Source organism: Streptomyces sp. NPDC004284 (assembly GCF_042874035.1).
GTDB lineage: Bacteria > Actinomycetota > Actinomycetes > Streptomycetales > Streptomycetaceae > Streptomyces.
Genome location: NZ_JBIAMJ010000002.1, coordinates 665772 through 684853, shown reverse-complemented (window position 1 = coordinate 684853; position 19082 = coordinate 665772). Strand labels below are relative to the sequence as shown.

The following is a 19082-nucleotide window of genomic DNA, read 5'->3' as shown; positions in this document are numbered from 1 at the left end:
GTTCCCCGAGGAGTACCACCATGGCTCTCACCGTCCACGGCATCGACGAGATCAAGGCCCAGGCAGGGGCCGACCTCGGCCACAGCTCCTGGGTCGAGATCGCCCAGCCGCGCGTCGACACCTTCGCCGACGCCACCGACGACCACCAGTGGATCCACGTCGACGCCGAGCGCGCCGCCGCGGGCCCCTTCGGCGGCACCATCGCCCACGGCTATCTGACGCTCTCCCTGCTCATCCCGATGTGGAGCGAGCTGCTCCAGGTCGAGGGCGTGTCCATGGCCGTCAACTACGGCCTGAACAAGGTCCGTTTCCCCTCCCCCGTGCGCGTCGGCTCGAAGATCCGCACGCACGGCCGCGTGGTGTCCGTGGAGGACGTCAAGGGCGGGGTCGAGGTCGTCGTGGACCTCACCGTGGAGATCGACGGCGTCACCAAGCCGGCGTGCGTCGCCCAGGCGGTGTACCGCTTCTTCGCCTGACCCACCCGGCACGAGAAGGGGGCGGCTGCTTCGAGCAGCCGCCCCCTTCCGCTTGCCGACACCCAGTCAGTTCGTCCTGAATCCGACGTAGTTCTCGGCGAGGGAGGCCGAGGCAGCTTCCGAGCCGGCGAGGTAGCGCAGGTGCGAGAGGCGCAGTTCACGGTCGAAGCCGGACTCGGCGGGGTCGGCGTGGAGCAGGGTGGTCATCGTGTACGAGAAGTGCTCGGCCCGCCAGATCCGGCGCAGCGCGGTCTCCGAGTAGGCGTCGATCGCCGTCTCGTCCCCCTGCGTGTGGTGGCGGGTGAGGGCCTGGGCGAGCAGGGTGACGTCGGCGACGGCGAGGTTGAGGCCCTTGGCGCCGGTGGGCGGCACGATGTGGGCGGCGTCGCCGGCGAGGAACAGGCGTCCGTGGCGCAGGGGTTCGGCGACGAAGCTGCGCATCGGGGTGATGCTCTTCTCGGTGATCGGGCCGCGCCGGAGCGTCCAGTCGCCGTCGACGGCGAAGCGGGTGTCGAGCTCGTCCCAGATCCGCTCGTCGGACCAGTTGTCGACGGTGTCGTCCGGGTCGACCTGGAGGTAGAGGCGGCTGACCTGCGGTGAGCGCATGCTGTGCAGGGCGAAGCCGCGCTCGTGGTGGGCGTAGATCAGCTCGTCGCAGGAGGGCGGGACGTCGGCGAGGATGCCGAGCCAGGAGAAGGGGTACGTCCGTTCGACGACCTTGAGCAGGTCCTCGGGGAGGGAGCGGCGGCCGATGCCGTGGAAGCCGTCGCAGGCGACGACGTACGCGCACTCCAGGGTCTCCTCGGCGCCCTCGTGGCGGTAGCGGATGGTGGGGCGGTCGGTCTCGGCGCCGTCCACGGAGAGGGCCTCGGCCTCGAAGAGGACGGTTCCGCCGTCCTTGAGGCGCAGTTCGATGAGGTCCTTCACGACCTCGGTCTGGGCGTAGACCATGACGGAGCGGCCGCCGGTCAGGGACGGGAAGTCGATGCGGTGGGAGCGGCGGTCGAAGCGGAGCTCGATGCCGTGGTGCTCCAGGCCCTGGCGGTCCATCCGGGCGCCGGCGCCGGAGGCGCGCAGCACGTCGACGGTGTCCTGTTCGAGGATGCCGGCGCGCTGGCGGCGCTCGACGTACGCGCGGTCGCGGAGTTCGAGGACGACGCTGTCGATGCCCTGCCGGTGGAGCAGGTGGGAGAGGAGGAGGCCGGCGGGGCCGGCTCCGATGATGCCGACGGTGGTGGTGCGGGACGTGGACATGCGTGGCTCCGTGGAAGGTCAGGAGGCGGTCGCGTCTTCGGCGAGGACGCGCTGGGCCGTGGCGAAGGCGGCGTTGGCGGCGGGGACGCCGCAGTAGACGGCGGAGTGCAGCAGGACCTCCCCGATGTCCTCGGGGGTGAGTCCGTTGCGCAGCGCGGCCCGGACGTGCAGGGCGAGCTCCTCCAGGTGGCCGTGGGCGACCAGGGCGGTGAGGGTGATGCAGCTGCGGGTGCGGCGGTCGAGTCCCGGGCGGGTCCAGATCTCTCCCCAGGCGCAGCGGGTGATGTAGTCCTGGAAGTCGGCGGTGAGCGCGGTCGTCCGGGCGACGGCCCGGTCGACGTGCTCGTCGCCGAGGACCGCGCGGCGGACGGCCATGCCCTGGGCGTGTCGGCTGCCGTCGTCGGCGGGGGCGCCGAAGTGGCCGAGGAGCGCGGTGAGGACGGCCTGCGTCCGTTCGGCGGGGGCCAGGTGGGCGGCCCCGGCGAGTTCGAGGAGGTTCGCGTCGGGGATGCCGTCGGCCAGCTCGCGGGAGTGGGCGGGCGGGGTGGCCGGGTCGTCCCGGCCGGCGACGACCAGGGTCGGGGCGGTGATCCCGCCGAGTGCCGCGCGCAGGTCGTACGCGGCGAGGGCGTCGCAGCAGGCCGCGTAGCCGTCCGGGTCGGCCGCGCGCAGGTCGTCGAGGAGCCGGTCGGCGGTCCGGGTGGAGGCGAAGCCCGGTGTGAACCACCGCGAGGCCATCACCTCGGCCAGCGGCCCGGTGCCCTCGTCCCGGACGAGCGCGGCACGCTCGCGCCAGCCCTCCGGCGCGCCGAAGCGGGCCGAGGAGCAGACCACGGCGAGGCCGGTGACCCGCTCGGGGTGGTGGACGGCGAGGTGGGTGCCGACGGCGCCGCCGAGGGAGATGCCCGCGTAACCGAAGCGCTCGGCGCCGAGGTGATCGGCGAGTTCGAGGACGAGCGCGGCGATGTCGGCGACGGTGGCCGCGCCGGGAGCGGTGTCGGGCAGGACGTCGGCCGGGGTGCCGCCGTGTCCGGGAAGGTCCCAGCGGACCACCCGGTGGTGCCGGGCGAGCGCGGCCGTCTGCGCGTCCCAGACGGCGAGCGAGGTCCCGAGGGAGGGCCCGAGGATGAGGACGGGGGCATCGGCGGGGCCGTCGACGCGGTGATGGAGGACGGGGGCGCGGTGCCCTCCGGGGGCGCGGTGCCCTCCGGAAGTACGGGCCGCGTCGGGCGCCTCGGCAGCGTCACGCGCCCGGGCGGGGGCGGTCGCCTCGGGAACGGCGGTCGCTCCTGCGGGGTCGGGTGCCCCGGTGGCACCGGTCGCGCCGGGGGCATCGGCCGGCGCGGCGGTGTCGGGGGCCGCCGGTACGGGCTGGGTACGGTCGGATGTCATGCGGGGCCTTCGCGGTCGGCGGAGGGGTGTCTCCGTAGGGCGTGGTCGACGAGTCGGGGGGCGGCACCGGTCGCGGTGGACGGATCCGTGAGGGCGCCGAGGCGGTCCGGGGTGATCACGTCCGTGAGTTCCGGGGCCTCGGCCAGGACGTCCGCGAGGCGGCGGTGTTCCGTCAGGGCGCGCTGGGCGGCCGTGTCGAGGAGTCGCCGGGCGGCGGCGCGGCCGAGGAGGGCGGAGAGCTCCGCGGCGAGGCGTTCGCTCGTCACCAGGCCCTGGGTCAGGTGCAGGTTCTCCCGCATCCGGGCGGGGTGGACCTGGAGGTCTTCGGCGAGCGCGGCCAGGTGGTGGGCGGCTCCTCCGGCGAGGCGGAGGAGTTCGCGGAGGGCCTGCCATTCGGCGTGCCAGGCGCCGGCCGGCCGTTCGTCCTCGGCGGTGAGCGAGCCGAGGAGGACCGCGGCGAGCGCGGGTGCCTGGCGGGCGGCCGCGGCGATGAGGGTGGCGTGGACGGGGTTGTTCTTGTGGGGCATCGCGGAGGACCCGCCGCCCTCGCCCTCGGCGACTTCCCCGGTCTCGGTGCGGCTGAGGAGCAGCACGTCGGCGGCCGGTTTGCCGAGCGCGGCCGCCGTGAAGGCGAGCGCGGTGCCGAGGTCGGCGACCGGGGTGCGCAGGGTGTGCCAGGGCAGGACGGGGGCGGCGAGGCCCAGCTCCCGCGCGTACGCCTCCGCGAGGGCGGGGCCGCTGCCGGGCGCGCCGGCCAGCTGCTCGAAGGCGGCCAAGGTGCCTGCGGCTCCCCCGAGTTGGGCGGGGACCGTGAGGGCGGTGAGCCGGTCGGCCGCGTCGAGGACGAGGCTGCGCCAGCCCGCCGCCTTGAGCCCGAAGGTGGTCGGGACGGCGTGCTGGGTGAGCGTGCGGCCCACCATGGGCGTGTCGCGGTGGTCGGCGGCGAGCCGTCCGAGGGCGGCGGCCGCGCGGTGCAGCGGGGCGGTGATCAGCGGCAGGGCGCGGGACGCGACGAGCATCGCGGCCGTGTCCATGATGTCCTGGCTGGTCGCGCCCCGGTGGACGTAGGGGGCGGCCTCCGGCGGTACGGCGGCGGTCAGTTCGGCGACCAGCGGGATGACCGGGTTGCCGCCGCTCGGGGCACGGAGGGCCAGCGCGCGCGGGTCGAACCGCTCGCTGCGGGACGCGGCCTCGGTGACGGCGGCGGCCGCCTCGGCGGGTGCCTGGCCGAGGGCGGCCTGGGCCCGGGTGAGGGCGGCCTCGGCGTCGAGCATCGCGCGGAGGAAGGCGCGGTCGCCGGTGGCCGCCTCGACGTCGGTGCCGGCACGGACGGGGTCGAGGAGTCCGACGTCGTACGGTCCGCCGTCCTCGTACTCAACGGAAGTCAAGGAACACCGTCTCCTCCGGCCCCTGGAGCCGGACGTCGAAGCGCAGGGTCCGGGGTCCGGTCCCGGTCGCGAGCAGGGTGGCGCGCCGCTCCGGCGGGAGCGAGGCGAGCAGCGGGTCGGCGTCGGCGGCCGGTCCCGGCAGGTAGATCCGGGTGAAGAGGTGGTGCAGGAGACCGCGGGCGAAGACGCAGACGGAGAGGTACGGCGCTCCCGCCGGCGCCAGGGTGCGTATCGCCCACCGGCCGTCGGCGTCGGTGGCGACCCGGCCGAAGCCGGTGAAGGTGACGCCGTCGCGGCCGGCGTGGCCCCCGGTGACGGGGTCCTTGCGGAGGGAGCCGGGGGCGCCGGCCCGGTCGCCGTCGGGGCCGGGCTGCCAGATCTCCAGCAGCGCGTCCGGGACGGGCGCGCCGGCCCCGTCGTACACGTGGCCGTGGACGGTGAGGGTGTCGGGGTGTCCGGCGGGGGCGATGTCGGGGCCGCCGGGAAAGGGCAGCGCGTACCCGTAGAAGGGGCCGACGGTCTGGGCGGGGGTGGGGAGCACGGGGGTGGGCTTCGCGGTCATCGGCCTTCCTCGATCCAGGTCGCGGCGGGGCCGTCGAGGACGATGTCCCAGCGGTAGCCGAGGGCGTGTTCGGGGGTGGTGAGGTCGTGGTCGTAGGCGGCGACGAGCCGGGCGCGGGCGGCGTCGTCGGTGACCGACTGGAGGATGGGGTCGTAGGCGAAGAGCGGGTCGCCGGGGAAGTACATCTGGGTGACGAGCCGCTGGGTGAACGCGCTGCCGAAGAGCGAGAAGTGGATGTGCGCGGGGCGCCAGGCGTTGGTGTGGTTGCGCCAGGGGTAGGCGCCGGGGCGGATCGTGGTGAAGCGGTACGTGCCGTCGTCGTCGGTCAGGCAGCGGCCGGCGCCGGTGAAGTGGGGGTCGAGCGGGGCCGGGTGCTGGTCGAGCTGGTGGGCGTAGCGGCCGGCGGCGTTGGCCTGCCAGACCTCGACGAGCTGGCCCCGCACGGGGCGGCCGTCGCGGTCGAGGATGCGTCCGGTGACGGTCATCCGCTCGCCGATGGGTTCGCCCGCGGCGCCGCGGGTGAGGTCGGCGTCGAGCGCGGTGACGTCGGTGGTGCCGAAGACCGGTCCGGAGAGCTCGACGGCCTCGGGGTCGTGGACGGGGACCAGGGGCCGCTGCGGGTGGCGGAGGGCGCTGCTGCGGTACGGCGGGTAGTCGCGCGCCGGGTGGTTCCGGGTCTCGCCGGCGCGGCGGTGCTCCTCGCGCCGGTCGTCGATCTCCTTCGAGATGTCCTGCTGGGTCGGGATCATGAGGGGACGTCCACCTTCACGTGGGCCGCCGTCAGGCGGGCGAGGTCGTCGGGGGTGACGCCGGGCGCGGTCTCGACGAGCCGGAGTCCGTCCTCGGTGACGTCGAGGACGCCGAGGTCGGTGATGATCCGGTCGACGCAGCCCCGGCCGGTGAGGGGCAGGGAGCACTCCTCGACGATCTTGGGGGTGCCGTCCTTGGCGGTGTGCTCCATGAGGACGACGACCCGGCGGGCTCCGTGGACGAGGTCCATGGCGCCGCCCATGCCCTTGACCATGCGGCCGGGGATCATCCAGTTGGCGAGGTCGCCGCGGGCGGAGACCTGCATGGCGCCGAGGATCGCGGTGTCGATGTGGCCGCCGCGGATCATGCCGAAGGAGAGCGCGGAGTCGAAGAACGCGGCGCCGGGCAGGACGGTGACCGTCTCCTTGCCGGCGTTGATCAGGTCGGGGTCGACCTCGTCCTCGTACGGGTAGGGGCCGACGCCGAGGAGTCCGTTCTCGGAGTGGAGGACGACGTCGACGCCCTCGGGGAGGAAGTTCGGCACGCGGGTGGGCAGCCCGATGCCGAGGTTGACGTACGAGCCGTCCGTCAGCTCGCGGGCGGCGCGGGCCGCCATCTCGTCCCTGGTCCAGCTCATCGGGTCCGTACCGTCCTTCGCTCGATGCCCTTGTCGGCGGCCTGTGCGGGGGTGAGCTCCAGGACCCGCTGGACGAAGACGCCCGGCAGGTGGACCTGGTCGGGGTCGATCTCGCCCGGTTCGACGAGCTCCTCCACCTCGGCGATCGTGATCCGGCCGGCCATGGCGGCGAGCGGGTTGAAGTTGCGGGAGGCGCGGGCGAAGACGAGGTTGCCGTGGCGGTCGCCACGGGCCGCGCGGACGAGCGCGAAGTCGGTGGTGATGCCGCGTTCGAGGACGTACGTCCGCCCGTCGTACTCGCGGGTCTCCTTGGGCGGGGAGGCGACGGAGACGGTGCCGTCCACCGCGTACCGCCAGGGCAGGCCGCCCTCGGCGGCCTGGGTGCCGACGCCCGCCGGGGTGAAGAAGGCGGGGATGCCGCAGCCGCCGGCGCGGAGCCGTTCGGCCAGGGTGCCCTGGGGGGTCAGTTCCAGCTCCAGTTCGCCGCCGAGGTAGCGGCGGGCGAACTCCTTGTTGTCGCCGATGTAGGAGCCGGTGACGCGGCTGATCCGGCCGTCGGCGAGCAGGATGCCGAGGCCTCCTCCGTCGACGCCGCAGTTGTTGGAGACGACGGAGAGGTCTCCCGGGCCGTGGGCGTGCAGGGCGCGGATGAGTACGTCCGGTACGCCGCTCAGCCCGAAGCCTCCGACGGCGAGTGAGGCGCCGTCCGCGATGTCCGCCACCGCTTCGGCGGCACTGGCGACCACTTTGTCCATGTAACGAGCCGTTTCACTCGGGATTGACGCTGCGGGTGTTCGCCTGCTGAACTTGAGTTCAGAATTTTGGCGGGGGCGAGTGTCCATCCGCGCCACGGGCCGTGTCAACGGCGCGGGTACGGTTTCTCCTCGCTTCCCCACGCCCTCCCCCACCGCCGCCGCCCCGAGGAGTCCGGACGATGCCGCAGCCCACCGAGGCCCAGGACGCACCCGAAGTCCAGGGCGCACCCGAGGCCCAGGGCGCACCCGAAGTCGCGGGCGCGCCCGACGAGCTGGTCGGGCCGCTCGAACGCGGGCTCGCCGTGCTCCGCGCCATGGCCGCGGGGCCCGAGGTCCGCCACCGGCCCGGCGACCTCGCCCGGACGACCGGGCTCGCCCGCTCCACGATCGACCGGGTCACGACGACGCTCGTCCGCCTGGGCCTGCTGCGGACCGAGGGCCGCGACCTGCTGCTCGCGCCCCGGGCCGCCGAGCTCGGCAACGCCTATCTGGCCTCCTGCGGGCTGCCGGAACTCCTCGGCCCGCACGCCGTCGCCCTCGCCGACGCCCTCGACGAGTCGGTGTCCGTGGCCGTCCCGGACGGCGACGGCGTCCGCTTCCTCGCCCAGGCCACCCGCCGCCGGGCGATGGCGATCTCCTTCCGCACCGGGGACCTCCTGCCGGCCGAGCGGTGCGCCCCCGGCGCCCTGTTCGCCGCGCGGTGGGACGCGGCGGACCACGAGCGCTGGCGGGAGCGGCGTACGAAGGACCCGCTGGACACCGGTTTCCCCTCCATGCCGCCCCGGCCGGCCGGCCCCTCCGACGAGGTCGAGGCCGAGTTCCTCGACCGGGTGCGGGAGGCCCGCGAGGCCGGATTCGCCGTGGACGACCAGCTGATCGAGCCGGGGCTGCTCGCCGTCGCCCTGCCCGTACGGGGACCGGACGGCGCGGTGGTCTGCGCGGTCAGCGTCGTCAGCCACACCAGCCGGCACAGCGCCGCGTCCCTCACGGAACAGGCCCTGCCGCCGCTCCGCCGCGCGGTCACGGCGATGGAGCGGGCCCTGGCGGCGCCGGGGACGGAGGAGGCCGCGCCCGCCGCGCCGGCGGACCCGTCCGGGAGCGGGCTCAAGGAGGAGCTCGGCTCCGGTTTCCTCCAGTCGCTCGCGCGCGGTCTCGACGTCCTGCGCGCCTTCGGTTCCGTACGGGGTCCCGTACGGCTCTCCGAACTCGCCCGGCGGACCGGGCTGCCCCGGGCGACCGCCCGCCGTTCGCTGATCACCCTGCGCCATCTGGGGTACGTACGGGAGGAGGCCGGCGGCTTCCTCGTCCTCCCCCGGGTCCTGGAGCTCGGCTACGCCCGGATCTCCGGCCTGAGCCTGCCGGAGATCGCCACCCCGCACCTCGTCGCGCTCGTCCTGCGCGTCCACGAGTCCGCGTCCGTCGCCGTCCTCGACGGGGACGACATCCGGTACGTCGCCCGGGTCGCCAGCACCCGCATCATGCACATCGACATCACGGTCGGCACCCGGCTGCCCGCGTACGCGACCTCCATGGGCCGCGTCCTGCTCGCCGCCCTCCCCGAGGCGGAGCGCGCCGCGCGGCTCGGCCGGATCACCCCGGAGGCGCTCACCCCGCGCACGGTCAGGACCCACGAGGGGCTCGACGAGGCCGTGGCGACGACCGCCGCCCGCGGCTACGGCTGGGTGGAACAGGAACTGGAGGAGGGGCTCCGCTCGCTCGCCGTGCCCGTCACGGACGGCACGGGCCACGTGGTCGGCGCGGTCAACGTCGCCCTGCACGCGGGCCGGGCCACCCCGGAGGAGAGCCTCGCCACGCTCCTGCCGGCCCTGCGCGAGACGGCGGCCCTGATCAGCGCGGACCTCGCCGCCGTGGGCCGCTTCACCCGGGTGACCCCGGCCTGACGGGCCGCGCTTTCGCCACCCCCGTCGTGGGCAATCGTTCCGCCGGGTTCTCGGGAGGTGTCGCTCGAGACGGCAGCGGCCGGAGGCGGCACAGGACCTGGGCTCGTTCATGGTGTGGCTGCGGTGCGGTTCCGGTCAGGAGGGAGTCAATTCGGGACAAAGCCGGAGGATCGCGGGATGCGAAGGGATGAGGCTGCTTACTGTCGACGGGTGTGTTGGCGGCGGTCCCCGGGCGGGGCCCGTGGCCCCGAGGATCTGAACGGAACCGGCACCACCCGCGCCTCCACCACGCGTCTTCTGCCCGCATCGTGTGCACCGCCGAGGTAGGGAGAATCCACCGTGCCGTCACTGCTGCACTACGAGGTCCTCACGGATCCGACATCGCTCCAGGTCTCGCGTCCCGGGGCGCCATCGGCGGGGACGGTGTACGTGATCGTCTCCAACCCGCACCTGGCCAATGTGAAATGGCAGCACATCGATGTGCTGATTCCGATCGGCAGCGGCAGCGGCGACCTGACGGACGACGCCGCAGCGATCACCGCGAGCATCCCCACCAGGAGCTACCAGCCGCTGCCCGGCGAGGAAGCACCGCACTTCACTCCGCACCCCGGGGGCGGGGGCCGCTACCGGGCCGCGGCCCCCTCGGGGCAGGACATGACGCTGCCGGGACAGGGGCACTTGATCCTGAAGCTGGAGAACATCCCTGTTTCCGATCAGGCGGGCCTGGCCGTCGTGTCGATCCACGAGATCGCCTACGGCGGCGACGGCAACGCGCTGCCGTATACGGTGCCGGGGGTCTACTACGGCACCACGCTCGGGCTGGTGAAGCAGACGCCGCAGGTCCCGCAGAACTTCCGCGCGGATCACTCCATGGTGGACGCGGGCCAGAACGTCGTCCTGCGCTGGGAGGGGCCGGACAGCCTCACGTACTGGATTCGCTATCCGGACGGGGCCCTGGAGCGCGTCGATCCGCCGGTACGGCCCACCCCGACACCGTACGGGCCTCACCGTCACACACCCGGCCGTTCCCTGACGCGTGGCACCACCTACACCCTCGTGGCAGGAACCGTCGACGGCAACGGGAAGGCGCAGGAGGGGTACTTCCTCACCACCACCGTCCACGCGACCGTCCCCGAATTCGACAGCGGGGCGCGCGCGCCGTGGATCGGGGGGACGACGGACCGGGGCCGGGTCACCTTCACCCCGCAGGGCGCGCGCGTCGACAACGACACGAACACGCCTGGGACCGTCACGGCGGCCGAGGTGGACGTGGAGACCGTGGTCGCCACCACCGGGGTGCGCGCCCCGTGGGTGGAGGGGACCGCGAACAAGGGCCGGGTCACTTTCGCCACGAACGGCGTGGAGGTCCACCGGCCGGACGGCGGCCTGGGAACGGTGACGGCCGACGACGTCACCACCCGTGTGGTCCAGGGACTCACCGACAGCGCCGGCTGGATCACCTTCCCGGACCGCGGCGTCAACGTCTACCACGGCCACGACGCCACTCCGGGTGTCCTCACGACCGCCCGGGTCGACGCGGAGGAAGGCGTCAACACCCCGTGGGTCGGCGACCGCACCGGCGCGAAGGGCTGGATCGACTTCGCCCCGGACGGTGTCGACGTCCGCAAGGACGGCACCGACAGCTGGGGCACCCTCCACGCCGACAAGGCCGCTGTCACCGGCGTCAACACCGAGTGGGTCCAGGGCCGCAGCGCCGGTGACGGCTGGATCGACTTCCCCCCGAACGGCATCCGCGTCCACCGCGACGGCGGCAACGACCGGGGCGACATCACCGCCGGCAAGGCCGACCTCGACGAACTGCACACCAAGGAGGCGCGGGTGAAGGGCCAGCTCACCGTCGGCGGCGGCATGAAGCTCAGCCACGACGGCCAGCGGCTGCTCAGCACCCTGCCGGACCGGATCATCTTCTCCGGGATCAACGAGTTCAAGAAGTGGGTGACCTTCGACCAGGGCCTCGCGGTCGCCTTCGGCAACGCGAGCGTCTCGATGACCAAGGACACCGGGATGATCGTCAGGAACAGCAACCTCGAGATCCAGCAGGGCAAGTTCATCGAGTCCCACAGCAACCCGCCCCACGCCCAAGGGGTCGATCCTTCCTAGAGCACCCGGCACCCCCGAAGAGCACCAGCCGTGCGGCCCGCCCCACCAAGGGCGGGCCGCACGCGTCGAGCCGGGCGCGATCACCCTGGAACCGCCGGCCGAGCACGGGCCGCTCGGGCACTCCCCGCCCGACGACCCGGACAACCGGGCCGCCCACGACCAGCGTCGGCGGGCCCGGCGGAAGAAGGCCACACCGGGCCCACCGCGGACCGATGCGGACCCTCGCCTGCGCCGACTGCGGCCAGGTCCCGCGAAGGGACGACCGGCAACGCGCCAGCCACCGTAATCGCTCCGGCCGAAGTCGGGCTCGACGATGACCTTGCGCCGGTCGTGGGGGGCGGCGGCGCGGCGGACGTAGCCGGCCTTCTCCAGGCGGTCGACGAGCCGGGTGGTGGGCCCGGTGGTCAGGCCGGTGCGCCCGCCGAGCTCGCCGGGGGGCATGGGCCCGGCGAGGTCCAGGAGGTCGAGCGCGTACGGGTCGGTGGCGCCGAGCTCGACGGCGCGGGCACCGGAGTGGCCGTGCAGTCGGACGGCGCTCAGGTAGAGGCGGTGGATGCCGCTCGCGGCGAGGTCCGCAAGGCCGCGCGCCGGCCCCGGCGGCTCGGGGGGGCGCCACGTACACCCCGGTCCGCGCGCCCGGCGGCGAATGGCGCGGCGCGGCCGTCCAGAGGACGAAGCGCTGCCCCCTGAGGGAGGGCCTCTCCTTCCGTGCCCAGCCGAAGACGCGTCCGGCGGCCCAGGGGGCGCGGTCAGTCGGTGTGGTCCTTCGGCCGCAGGGCCGCCACCGCCGCCAGCATCAGTTCCAGCGCGAAGGGATAGCCGCTGTCGCGCATGTCGGCGGCGAGGAGGGGGAAGGTCGCGGCGATGTTCGGGTGGGTGTCGGACGAGAGCCGGCCGTAGACCGCGTGCCAGACCTCCGCCTCCTTCTCCTGGACGGCGGGCGGGAGGGCGAGCGCGGCGGCGTCCTGGGCGGCGAAGGCGAGGGCCTGGTCGACGAAGGCGTGGTAGATCCGCACGGCGAGGGCGTCGGGGAAGCCGGCGGAGCGCAGGACGCCGAGGATGCGCTCGACGGCCCGGGTCTCGTACGGCCGTCCGGTGGTGCGGTGGGCCGCGAGGGCCGCCGCCTGCGGATAGGCCTGGTAGCAGCCGTGGATGCGCAGGCCCAGGTCGCGGAGGTCGGTCCGCCAGTCGCCGGTGGCCGTCCAGCCTTCCTGCGCGCGGCCGATCATCTCGTCGGCGACGGCCAGGAGCAGGGCGTCCGTGTTCCGGAAGTAGCGGTAGAGGGCGGTGGGGTCGGCGCCGAGCGCGGCGCCCAGCCTCCGTACCGAGAGGGCTTCCGCGCCGTGCTGGGCGATCAGGCGCAGTGCGGTGTCGACGATGAGCCGCTCCGAGAGGACGGCGCCCTGCTTGGTGGGGCGGCGACGCTGCCGGCTGCCTTCGGGGACCACGCGTTCGGACATGGCCGGAACCTTACGTCAACGCCATTGACGTGTAAACGGCCCGCCCGCTTGCATGGCGCCCACCAACCGACACCACTTGTTCTGGAGCGCCCATGACCACGGCCGATCTGGTCTTCACCCGCGGTCCCGTCTTCACGGCGGACCCGGCCCGCACCCGGGCGACCTCGCTCGCCGTCGTCGGCGAGCGGATCGTGGCCGTCGGCCACGACGAGGTGCGGGACCTCATCGGGCCCGCCACGGAGGTCGTCGACCTGACGGGGAAGCTGCTGCTCCCGGGGTTCCAGGACGCGCACATCCACGCCGTCTCCGGCGGCAAGGAGCTCGCCGAGTGCGATCTGACCGGCACGGTCGGCGTGGCCGACTACCTGGCGCGGATCCGCGAGTACGCGGACACCCACCCGGAGAAGACCTGGATCACCGGCGGCGGCTGGTCGATGGAGAGCTTCGAGGGCGGAATGCCCACCCGGCAGCTGCTCGACTCCGTCGTCCCCGACCGGCCGGTCCTGCTGTCGAACCGGGACCACCACGGCGCCTGGGCCAACTCCCGGGCGCTGGAGCTGGCCGGAATCGGCGCCGACACCCCCGACCCCGCCGACGGGCGGATCGAGCGGGAGGCGGACGGCTCCCCGAGCGGCATGCTCCAGGAGGGCGCGATCGGTCTCGTCGGCCGGCTGGTGCCGGAGACGACCGCCGAGGAGCGGCTCGCCGGTCTGCTGCGGGCCCAGAAGCTGCTGCACTCGCTCGGCATCACGGCCTGGCAGGACGCGCTGCTCGGCTCCTTCAGCGGCATGTCCGACCCGTCGGAGGCGTATCTGACGGCCGCGACCGACGGTTCCCTGACCGCCCGGGTGACCGGTGCGCTCTGGTGGGACCGGGAGCGGGGCGCCGAGCAGATCCCCGAACTGGTCGCCCGGCGCGAGAAGTTCACCCACGGCCGGTTCCGCGCCGGTTCGGTGAAGATCATGCAGGACGGCATCGCGGAGAACTTCACCGCCGCCATGATCACCCCGTACCTGGACGGCTGCGGCTGCGCCACCGCCAACAGCGGTCTCAGCTTCGTCGACCCGGAGGCGCTGCGCGGGTACGTGACCGAGCTGGACGCCCTCGATTTCCAGGTCCACTTCCACGCCCTGGGCGACCGGGGCGTCCGTGAGGCCCTGGACGCGGTGGAGGCGGCGGTCGCCGCCAACGGGCGCCGCGGCAACCGGCACCACCTCGCCCACCTCCAGGTCGTCCACCCCGACGACCTGGCGCGCTTCGCGAGGCTCGGCGCCATCGCCAACATCCAGCCGCTGTGGGCCGCGCACGAGCCGCAGATGGACGAGCTGACCATCCCGTTCCTGGGTGCCGAACGCGCCGCCTGGCAGTACCCCTTCGGCAGCCTGGTCCGCGCCGGGGCCACCCTCGCCGCCGGCAGCGACTGGCCGGTCAGCAGCCCGAACCCGATCGAGGGCATCCACGTCGCGGTCAACCGCCGCGACCCGGAGGCCACCGACGACCGGATCTTCTACGCCGAGGAGCGCATCGACCTCAGCACGGCGCTCGCCGCCTACACCGCGGGCACCGCGCACGTGAACGGGCTCGACGACACCGGCAGCCTGCGCCCCGGCCACCTGGCCGACCTGGTCGTCCTGGACCGCGACATCCTCACCGCCCCGCCGGAGGAGATCCACGAGGCCCGGGTCGAGCGGACGTACGTCGGCGGACGGCTGGTCCACTCGGCCTGACCCGGCCTCACCCGCGGAGCGACGAGCCCCGCACGTCCAGACGCGTCGGCACGAGCGTCCCGGCGGGCTCGTGGCGGCCGTGCTCCAGGACCGCCACGAGGTGCTCGACGCCGGCCTCCGCGACCGCCTCGGGCCGCAGGCTCAGGGTGGTCACGGGCGGCTCGGTGTGCGGGGCCGTGGCGTCCTCGCTGACCAGGACGACCAGCAGGTCGTCCGGGACCTCGTACCCGAGGCGGCGCGCCGCCTCCAGGACGAGGGGCGGGCTCGCCTCGGCCACGACCAGGAGGGCGTCGGGGCGCTCCGGCCCCTCGGCGGTCAGGGCGGTCTCGACGGCCCGCACCACCGGGCCGTTGCCGGACTCCCCGACCCGTACCACCCGTACCGGCAGGCCGTGGTCCGCGCACCACTCCCGGTGGGCGGCGAACACCCCGGCGTGGAAGCGGGTGGCGCTGTCCGGCACCACGAGGACGGGCCTGCGGGCCCCCTGCTCCAGGAGGTGGTCGAGGGCCTCGCGGACGGCGCCGCCCGCGTCGACGTCCACCCAGTACGCGCCGGGCAGTCCCTCGACGGACCGGTCCGTGAAGACCGGGATGCCGGCGGCGAGGAGGCTCTCGACGACCGGGTCGTCGGCGACGGGGTCGGCGACGACCACGGCGTCGAGGGAAAGATCGGCCCACTCGCTCTGCAGGGAGCCGGCGGGCAGCAGCACCACGGCGTAGCCGCGGCGCAGCGCGGTGGCCGCGGTGGCACCGGTCAGCCGGGCGTAATAAGGCGACTCGAGAAAGGTCCAGGGAGTGGCGGCGAACTCGCCGACCACGTATCCGATCAGCCGGGCCCGTCCCGCGCGCAGCTGGCGCGCGGTGGCGTTGGGCCGGTAGCCCATTCTGCGCGCGGTCTCGCGGGCCCTCTCCCGTACCTCGGGGGAGAGCCTTCCGGTGCCGTTGAGCGCCGCCGAGACGGTCGTCTTGGACAGGCCCGCCTCGCGGGCCACGTCGACCAGGCGGACGCGCGGGATGGGCGGCGAGGGCTGCCCGCCGTGCCGTTGAGCTTCGGTCATGAAACTGATGCTGCCACCCTCGTGAGCTCTGCAAAACCGTTCCCGCAAAGTCGTCTGCAGGTCTTGTGCGGGAACGTTCCCGCACCAATACTCGCTCCATCCCCCCGAGCCCGTCACTACACCTGTAAAGGGGTGGGTCCCTCCCCATGCGCATGCCCAGAGCCCTCGCGCTCCTCGTCTGTACCGCCGCCCTCGCGGCCACCACGTCCGCCTGTTCCGGCGCCACGAAGCAGCCCGTCGCCGGCGGCGGCGCGGACTTCAAGGTCAGCCCGACCTCTCCGGCCGCGCAGGGCCCCCTGGACTCCTTCACGTGGTCCCTGTACGCCGAGCCGTACACGCTCGACTACGCCCTCGCGTACGACTACCCGCCGAACACCGTCCTCGCCAACGTGTGCGAGCAGCTGCTGCGGGTCACCCCCGACATGAAGATCGTGCCCGGCCTCGCCGTGAAGTGGTCGCAGCCCGACCCGCGCACCCTCGTCTACACCCTGCGTCCGGGGGTGAAGTTCCACGACGGCACCACCATGACCGCCGACGACGTGGTCGCCTCCCTCAAGCGCCAGATGGACCCGAAGACCGGCTCGCCCTGGGGCTCCTCCTTCAAGAGCGTCGACTCCATCGAGAAGACCGGCCCCCTGGAGGTGACGATCCGCCTCGGCAAGGAGGACGTCCTCTTCTCCGAGCTGATGGCCGCCTCCCCCGGCACCGTCGTGAGCGCCGCCTCGCTCGCCGAGGAGGGCAAGAACTACGGCACCCCCAAGGGCAGGCTGAACTGCACCGGCCCGTACTCCCTGGAGAACTGGGCCCAGGGCGACAGCATCACCCTCAAGAAGAACGCTGCCTACTGGGACAAGTCGCTCGCCCCCAAGTCCGAGAAGGTGAAGTTCACCTTCATCGAGGACGCCGCGGCCCGCTCCAACGCCTTCCTCTCCGGCACGGCCGACGGCGGCTACCTGGTCCCGTCGTCCTCCTTCGCCCAGTTGCGCTCCAGCAGCAAGGGCTCACTCCTCTTCGGCCCCAACACCGCCGCCGCCGACCTCGCCGTCCTCGACTTCCACGGCACGCTCGGCAACCTCAAGGTGCGCAAGGCCCTGTCGATGGCGCTCGACCGGAAGAACATCATCAAGGCCGCGGCCGGCGGCGTCGGCGTCCCCGCCAAGGCCCCCGCCGCGCGCGGCGCCTGGGCGCTGGCCCCGCAGAAGACGGCGGAGCTCTTCGACACGCTGCCCGAGCCCGTCTACGACGTCGCGGCCGCGAAGAAGCTCGTCGAGGAGGCCCACGCGACCGGCCGGACGGTCACCATCGTCACCAGCTCGCTCGCGCCCGAGATCAGCGTCGTCGCCAACGCCGTCCAGGACGCCGGCCGCAAGATCGGCCTCGACGTCAAGCTGAAGCCGGTCTCCCCCGACGCGTACAGCAGCATCTTCGTCGACCCGTCCGCCCGTGAGGGCCTCGACCTGGTCATCACCAACGGCTACGACAACACGCCCGACCCGCTGGAGTTCTACCAGTACCTGCGCACCGGCGACTTCGGGAACTACGGCCGCTGGTCGAACGCCGAGTACGACGTCGCCTTCGACCGGGCCAACTCCGAGCCCGACCCGGCCAAGCGCGCCGAGCTCACCTCGAAGCTCCAGAAGATCGCCATGGACGAGCTGCCCATCATCCCCGTGTACGAGGCGCCCTTCTCGGTCTTCCTCGGCAAGCGGATCACCGGCGCCCCGACCGGCATCGCCCAGCTGTACTACCCGTGGGCCGCGACGATCGGGGCCTCCCAGCGATGACGCGCTATCTCGTCGGACGGCTCCTCGGCCTGGCGGCGGTGCTGTTCGTGACCTCGCTCGTGGTCTTCGGCTCCGTCCACCTGGCCCCCGGCGACCCGGTGTCGTTCCTCCTGCACGGCCGCCCCGCGACCCCCGCCACCGTGGCGGCCCTGCGGGCGGAGCACCACCTCGACGACCCGCTGATCACCCAGTACGGGAAGTGGCTCGGCTCCGTCCTGAGCGGCGACTTCGGCCGCTCGGCCCAGTACCACCAGGACGTGGCCTCGCTCATCGGCTCCCGGCTGCCCGGCACCCTGCTGCTCGTCGGCTACGCCGCCGTGCTCGTCGCGGTGATCGGGATCGCGGCCGGCATCCTCGGCGCGCTGCGCCCCGGCATCCCGGACCGGGCGGTGCTCATCGGCACCGGTGTCGCCACCGCCACGCCCTCGTTCGTGACGGCCATCGCGCTCGTCTCGCTCTTCTCGGTGCAGCTCGGCTGGTTCCCGGGACCGGGCGGCGGCACCCCGGCGTCGCTCTCCGAGCGGCTCTACCAGCTGACCCTGCCGGCCTTCGCCCTGGCGCTGTCCTTCGCGGGACTCCTCGCCCGGGTGACCCGTTCGGCGATGCTCGACGAGCTCGGGCGCGAACACGTCGAGGTGGCGCGGGCCCGGGGCGTCGCGGGCCGGTCCGTGGTCCGCCGGCACGTGCTGCGCAACGCGCTGGGCCCGGTCGTCACCGTCGGCGGCACGATGCTCGCCGGCCTCCTCATCTCCACCTCGATCGTCGAGACCGCCTTCGACGTCCCCGGGCTCGGCCAGCTGCTCGTGCAGTCGGTCTCCGCGAAGGACTTCACGGTCGTGCAGGCGATCACGCTCCTCAGCGTGGCGGCCTTCGTCCTGGTCAACCTCGTCGTCGACCTGCTCGTCCCGCTCATCGACCCCCGTCTCTCCCTCGGGGAAGGCTCCTCATGACCTCCACCACCTCCGCGGTGCCGTACCGCAGACCGGGGCTGCGCGCCCTGCGCCTGTTCGGCCAGGGACCGCTCTTCGCGGTCTCGGTCGCGGTGCTCGCCGTGCTCGTCCTGGTCGCCCTGCTCGCGCCCGTCCTCGCCCCGTACGACCCCGACGCGCTCGACCTGTCGTCGAGCCTCGTCGGCACCACGGGCGACCATCTGCTCGGCACCGACCAGTCGGGCCGGGACATCCTGTCCCGGCTGCTCCACGGCGCCCGCACCGGACTGCTCGGGCCGCTGCTCGTCGTCGGCGTCTCCACCCTGCTCGGCACGGTCCTCGGCATGGTGGCCGCCTGGCGCGGCGGCTGGGTGGACACGGTGCTCTCGCGGTCCATGGACATGATCTTCGCGATCCCCGGTCTGCTGCTCGCCATCCTGCTCGTGTCGGTCGTCGGCTCGGGACTCACCGCGCCCGTGATCGCCATGTCCGTCGCCTACACCCCGTACGTGGGCCGGCTCGTCCGCGGCATCGCCCAGCAGGAGAAGGCCCGGCCGTACATCGAGGCGTACCGGGTGCAGGGCTGGTCCGGCTGGACCGTGTCCGTGCGCCATCTGCTGCCCAACATCGCGCCGACGGTCTTCGCGCAGTCCGCGATGAACTTCGGGTACGCGCTGATGGACCTGGCGGCGCTGTCCTTCCTCGGCTTCGGCGTCCAGCCGCCGGCCGCCGACTGGGGCGCCATGATCAACGACGGGCAGTCGGCCGTCCTCCAGGGGGCGATGCTGCCGGCCCTCGCGCCCTCCGCGTGCATCGTGCTCGCCGTGGTGGCGTTCGGCATCGTCGGCGAGGGGCTCGCCGACCGGATCGCGAAGCGGGAACGGTGAAC

General features: G+C 73.6%; 16 protein-coding genes and 1 pseudogene. 7 read left to right on the top strand and 10 right to left on the bottom strand.

Annotation, left to right across the window (positions count from 1 at the left end):
- Positions 1-20 precede the first annotated feature (20 nt).
- Complete coding sequence (locus ACFYUS_RS08260) at positions 21-476, top strand: MaoC family dehydratase (protein ID WP_086823628.1); 456 nt, start codon at positions 21-23, stop codon at positions 474-476.
- A 66-nt stretch (positions 477-542) separates the two neighbouring features.
- On the opposite strand, the gene ACFYUS_RS08255 is transcribed toward ACFYUS_RS08260, so the two are convergent.
- The 7 genes from ACFYUS_RS08255 to ACFYUS_RS08225 are packed head-to-tail and all read right to left on the bottom strand — an operon-like array spanning position 543 to position 7214.
- Positions 543-1730 carry a 4-hydroxybenzoate 3-monooxygenase gene (locus tag ACFYUS_RS08255; protein WP_388847177.1) on the bottom strand — a complete coding sequence of 396 codons (1188 nt, stop codon included), beginning with the start codon at positions 1728-1730 and terminating at the stop codon, positions 543-545.
- 18 nt (positions 1731-1748) lie between these two features.
- Entirely contained in the window at positions 1749-3122 is a 1374-nt protein-coding gene (pcaD, locus tag ACFYUS_RS08250; protein WP_388847175.1) for a 3-oxoadipate enol-lactonase, read from the bottom strand.
- A complete protein-coding gene (gene pcaB / locus ACFYUS_RS08245) occupies positions 3119-4510 on the bottom strand; it encodes a 3-carboxy-cis,cis-muconate cycloisomerase (RefSeq protein ID WP_388847173.1) in 1392 nt (463 codons plus the stop codon). The genes pcaD and pcaB overlap by 4 nt, the downstream gene beginning before the upstream one ends.
- Positions 4497-5072 (bottom strand): protocatechuate 3,4-dioxygenase subunit alpha, encoded by a 576-nt coding sequence (pcaG, locus tag ACFYUS_RS08240; protein WP_388847171.1) that lies wholly within the window; start codon positions 5070-5072, stop codon positions 4497-4499. Before pcaG ends, pcaB begins: the two co-directional genes overlap by 14 nt.
- Positions 5069-5821 carry a protocatechuate 3,4-dioxygenase subunit beta gene (pcaH, locus tag ACFYUS_RS08235; RefSeq protein ID WP_388847169.1) on the bottom strand — a complete coding sequence of 251 codons (753 nt, stop codon included), beginning with the start codon at positions 5819-5821 and terminating at the stop codon, positions 5069-5071. Before pcaH ends, pcaG begins: the two co-directional genes overlap by 4 nt.
- The gene (locus tag ACFYUS_RS08230; protein ID WP_388847167.1) at positions 5818-6459 is read right to left on the bottom strand and encodes a CoA transferase subunit B; all 642 of its coding nucleotides are present in this window, start codon (positions 6457-6459) and stop codon (positions 5818-5820) included. Before ACFYUS_RS08230 ends, pcaH begins: the two co-directional genes overlap by 4 nt.
- A complete protein-coding gene (locus ACFYUS_RS08225) occupies positions 6456-7214 on the bottom strand; it encodes a CoA transferase subunit A (RefSeq protein WP_388847165.1) in 759 nt (252 codons plus the stop codon). The genes ACFYUS_RS08230 and ACFYUS_RS08225 overlap by 4 nt, the downstream gene beginning before the upstream one ends.
- 179 nt (positions 7215-7393) lie before the next feature.
- Between ACFYUS_RS08225 and ACFYUS_RS08220 the strand changes: the two genes are divergently transcribed.
- Together ACFYUS_RS08220 and ACFYUS_RS08215 are read left to right on the top strand one after the other, a co-directional pair.
- Positions 7394-9115 (top strand): IclR family transcriptional regulator C-terminal domain-containing protein, encoded by a 1722-nt coding sequence (locus ACFYUS_RS08220; protein WP_388847163.1) that lies wholly within the window; start codon positions 7394-7396, stop codon positions 9113-9115.
- A 339-nt stretch (positions 9116-9454) separates the two neighbouring features.
- Entirely contained in the window at positions 9455-11236 is a 1782-nt protein-coding gene (locus tag ACFYUS_RS08215; RefSeq protein ID WP_388847161.1) for a hypothetical protein, read from the top strand.
- A 327-nt stretch (positions 11237-11563) separates the two neighbouring features.
- Here ACFYUS_RS08215 and ACFYUS_RS08210 read toward each other — a convergent pair.
- Positions 11564-11761, bottom strand: a pseudogene (locus ACFYUS_RS08210) (MarR family winged helix-turn-helix transcriptional regulator); the annotation flags it as partial.
- Between the two features lie 224 nt (positions 11762-11985).
- Entirely contained in the window at positions 11986-12696 is a 711-nt protein-coding gene (locus ACFYUS_RS08205) for a helix-turn-helix domain-containing protein (RefSeq protein ID WP_388847159.1), read from the bottom strand.
- A gap of 92 nt (positions 12697-12788) precedes the next feature.
- On the opposite strand from ACFYUS_RS08205, the gene ACFYUS_RS08200 reads away from it, so the two are divergent.
- Positions 12789-14423 (top strand): amidohydrolase, encoded by a 1635-nt coding sequence (locus tag ACFYUS_RS08200; protein ID WP_388847157.1) that lies wholly within the window; start codon positions 12789-12791, stop codon positions 14421-14423.
- Between the two features lie 7 nt (positions 14424-14430).
- On the opposite strand, the gene ACFYUS_RS08195 is transcribed toward ACFYUS_RS08200, so the two are convergent.
- Positions 14431-15480, bottom strand: a complete 1050-nt coding sequence (locus ACFYUS_RS08195; protein WP_388847155.1) for a LacI family DNA-binding transcriptional regulator — start codon at positions 15478-15480, stop codon at positions 14431-14433.
- Positions 15481-15626: 146 nt separating this feature from the next.
- On the opposite strand from ACFYUS_RS08195, the gene ACFYUS_RS08190 reads away from it, so the two are divergent.
- The 3 genes from ACFYUS_RS08190 to ACFYUS_RS08180 are packed head-to-tail and all read left to right on the top strand — an operon-like array spanning position 15627 to position 19080.
- Positions 15627-17264, top strand: a complete 1638-nt coding sequence (locus tag ACFYUS_RS08190; RefSeq protein ID WP_388847153.1) for an ABC transporter substrate-binding protein — start codon at positions 15627-15629, stop codon at positions 17262-17264.
- Positions 17261-18214, top strand: a complete 954-nt coding sequence (locus ACFYUS_RS08185) for an ABC transporter permease (RefSeq protein WP_388847151.1) — start codon at positions 17261-17263, stop codon at positions 18212-18214. The genes ACFYUS_RS08190 and ACFYUS_RS08185 overlap by 4 nt, the downstream gene beginning before the upstream one ends.
- On the top strand, positions 18211-19080 hold the full coding sequence (locus ACFYUS_RS08180) for an ABC transporter permease (protein ID WP_388847149.1): 870 nt from the start codon (positions 18211-18213) through the stop codon (positions 19078-19080). The genes ACFYUS_RS08185 and ACFYUS_RS08180 overlap by 4 nt, the downstream gene beginning before the upstream one ends.
- The last annotated feature ends 2 nt before the right edge of the window (positions 19081-19082 follow it).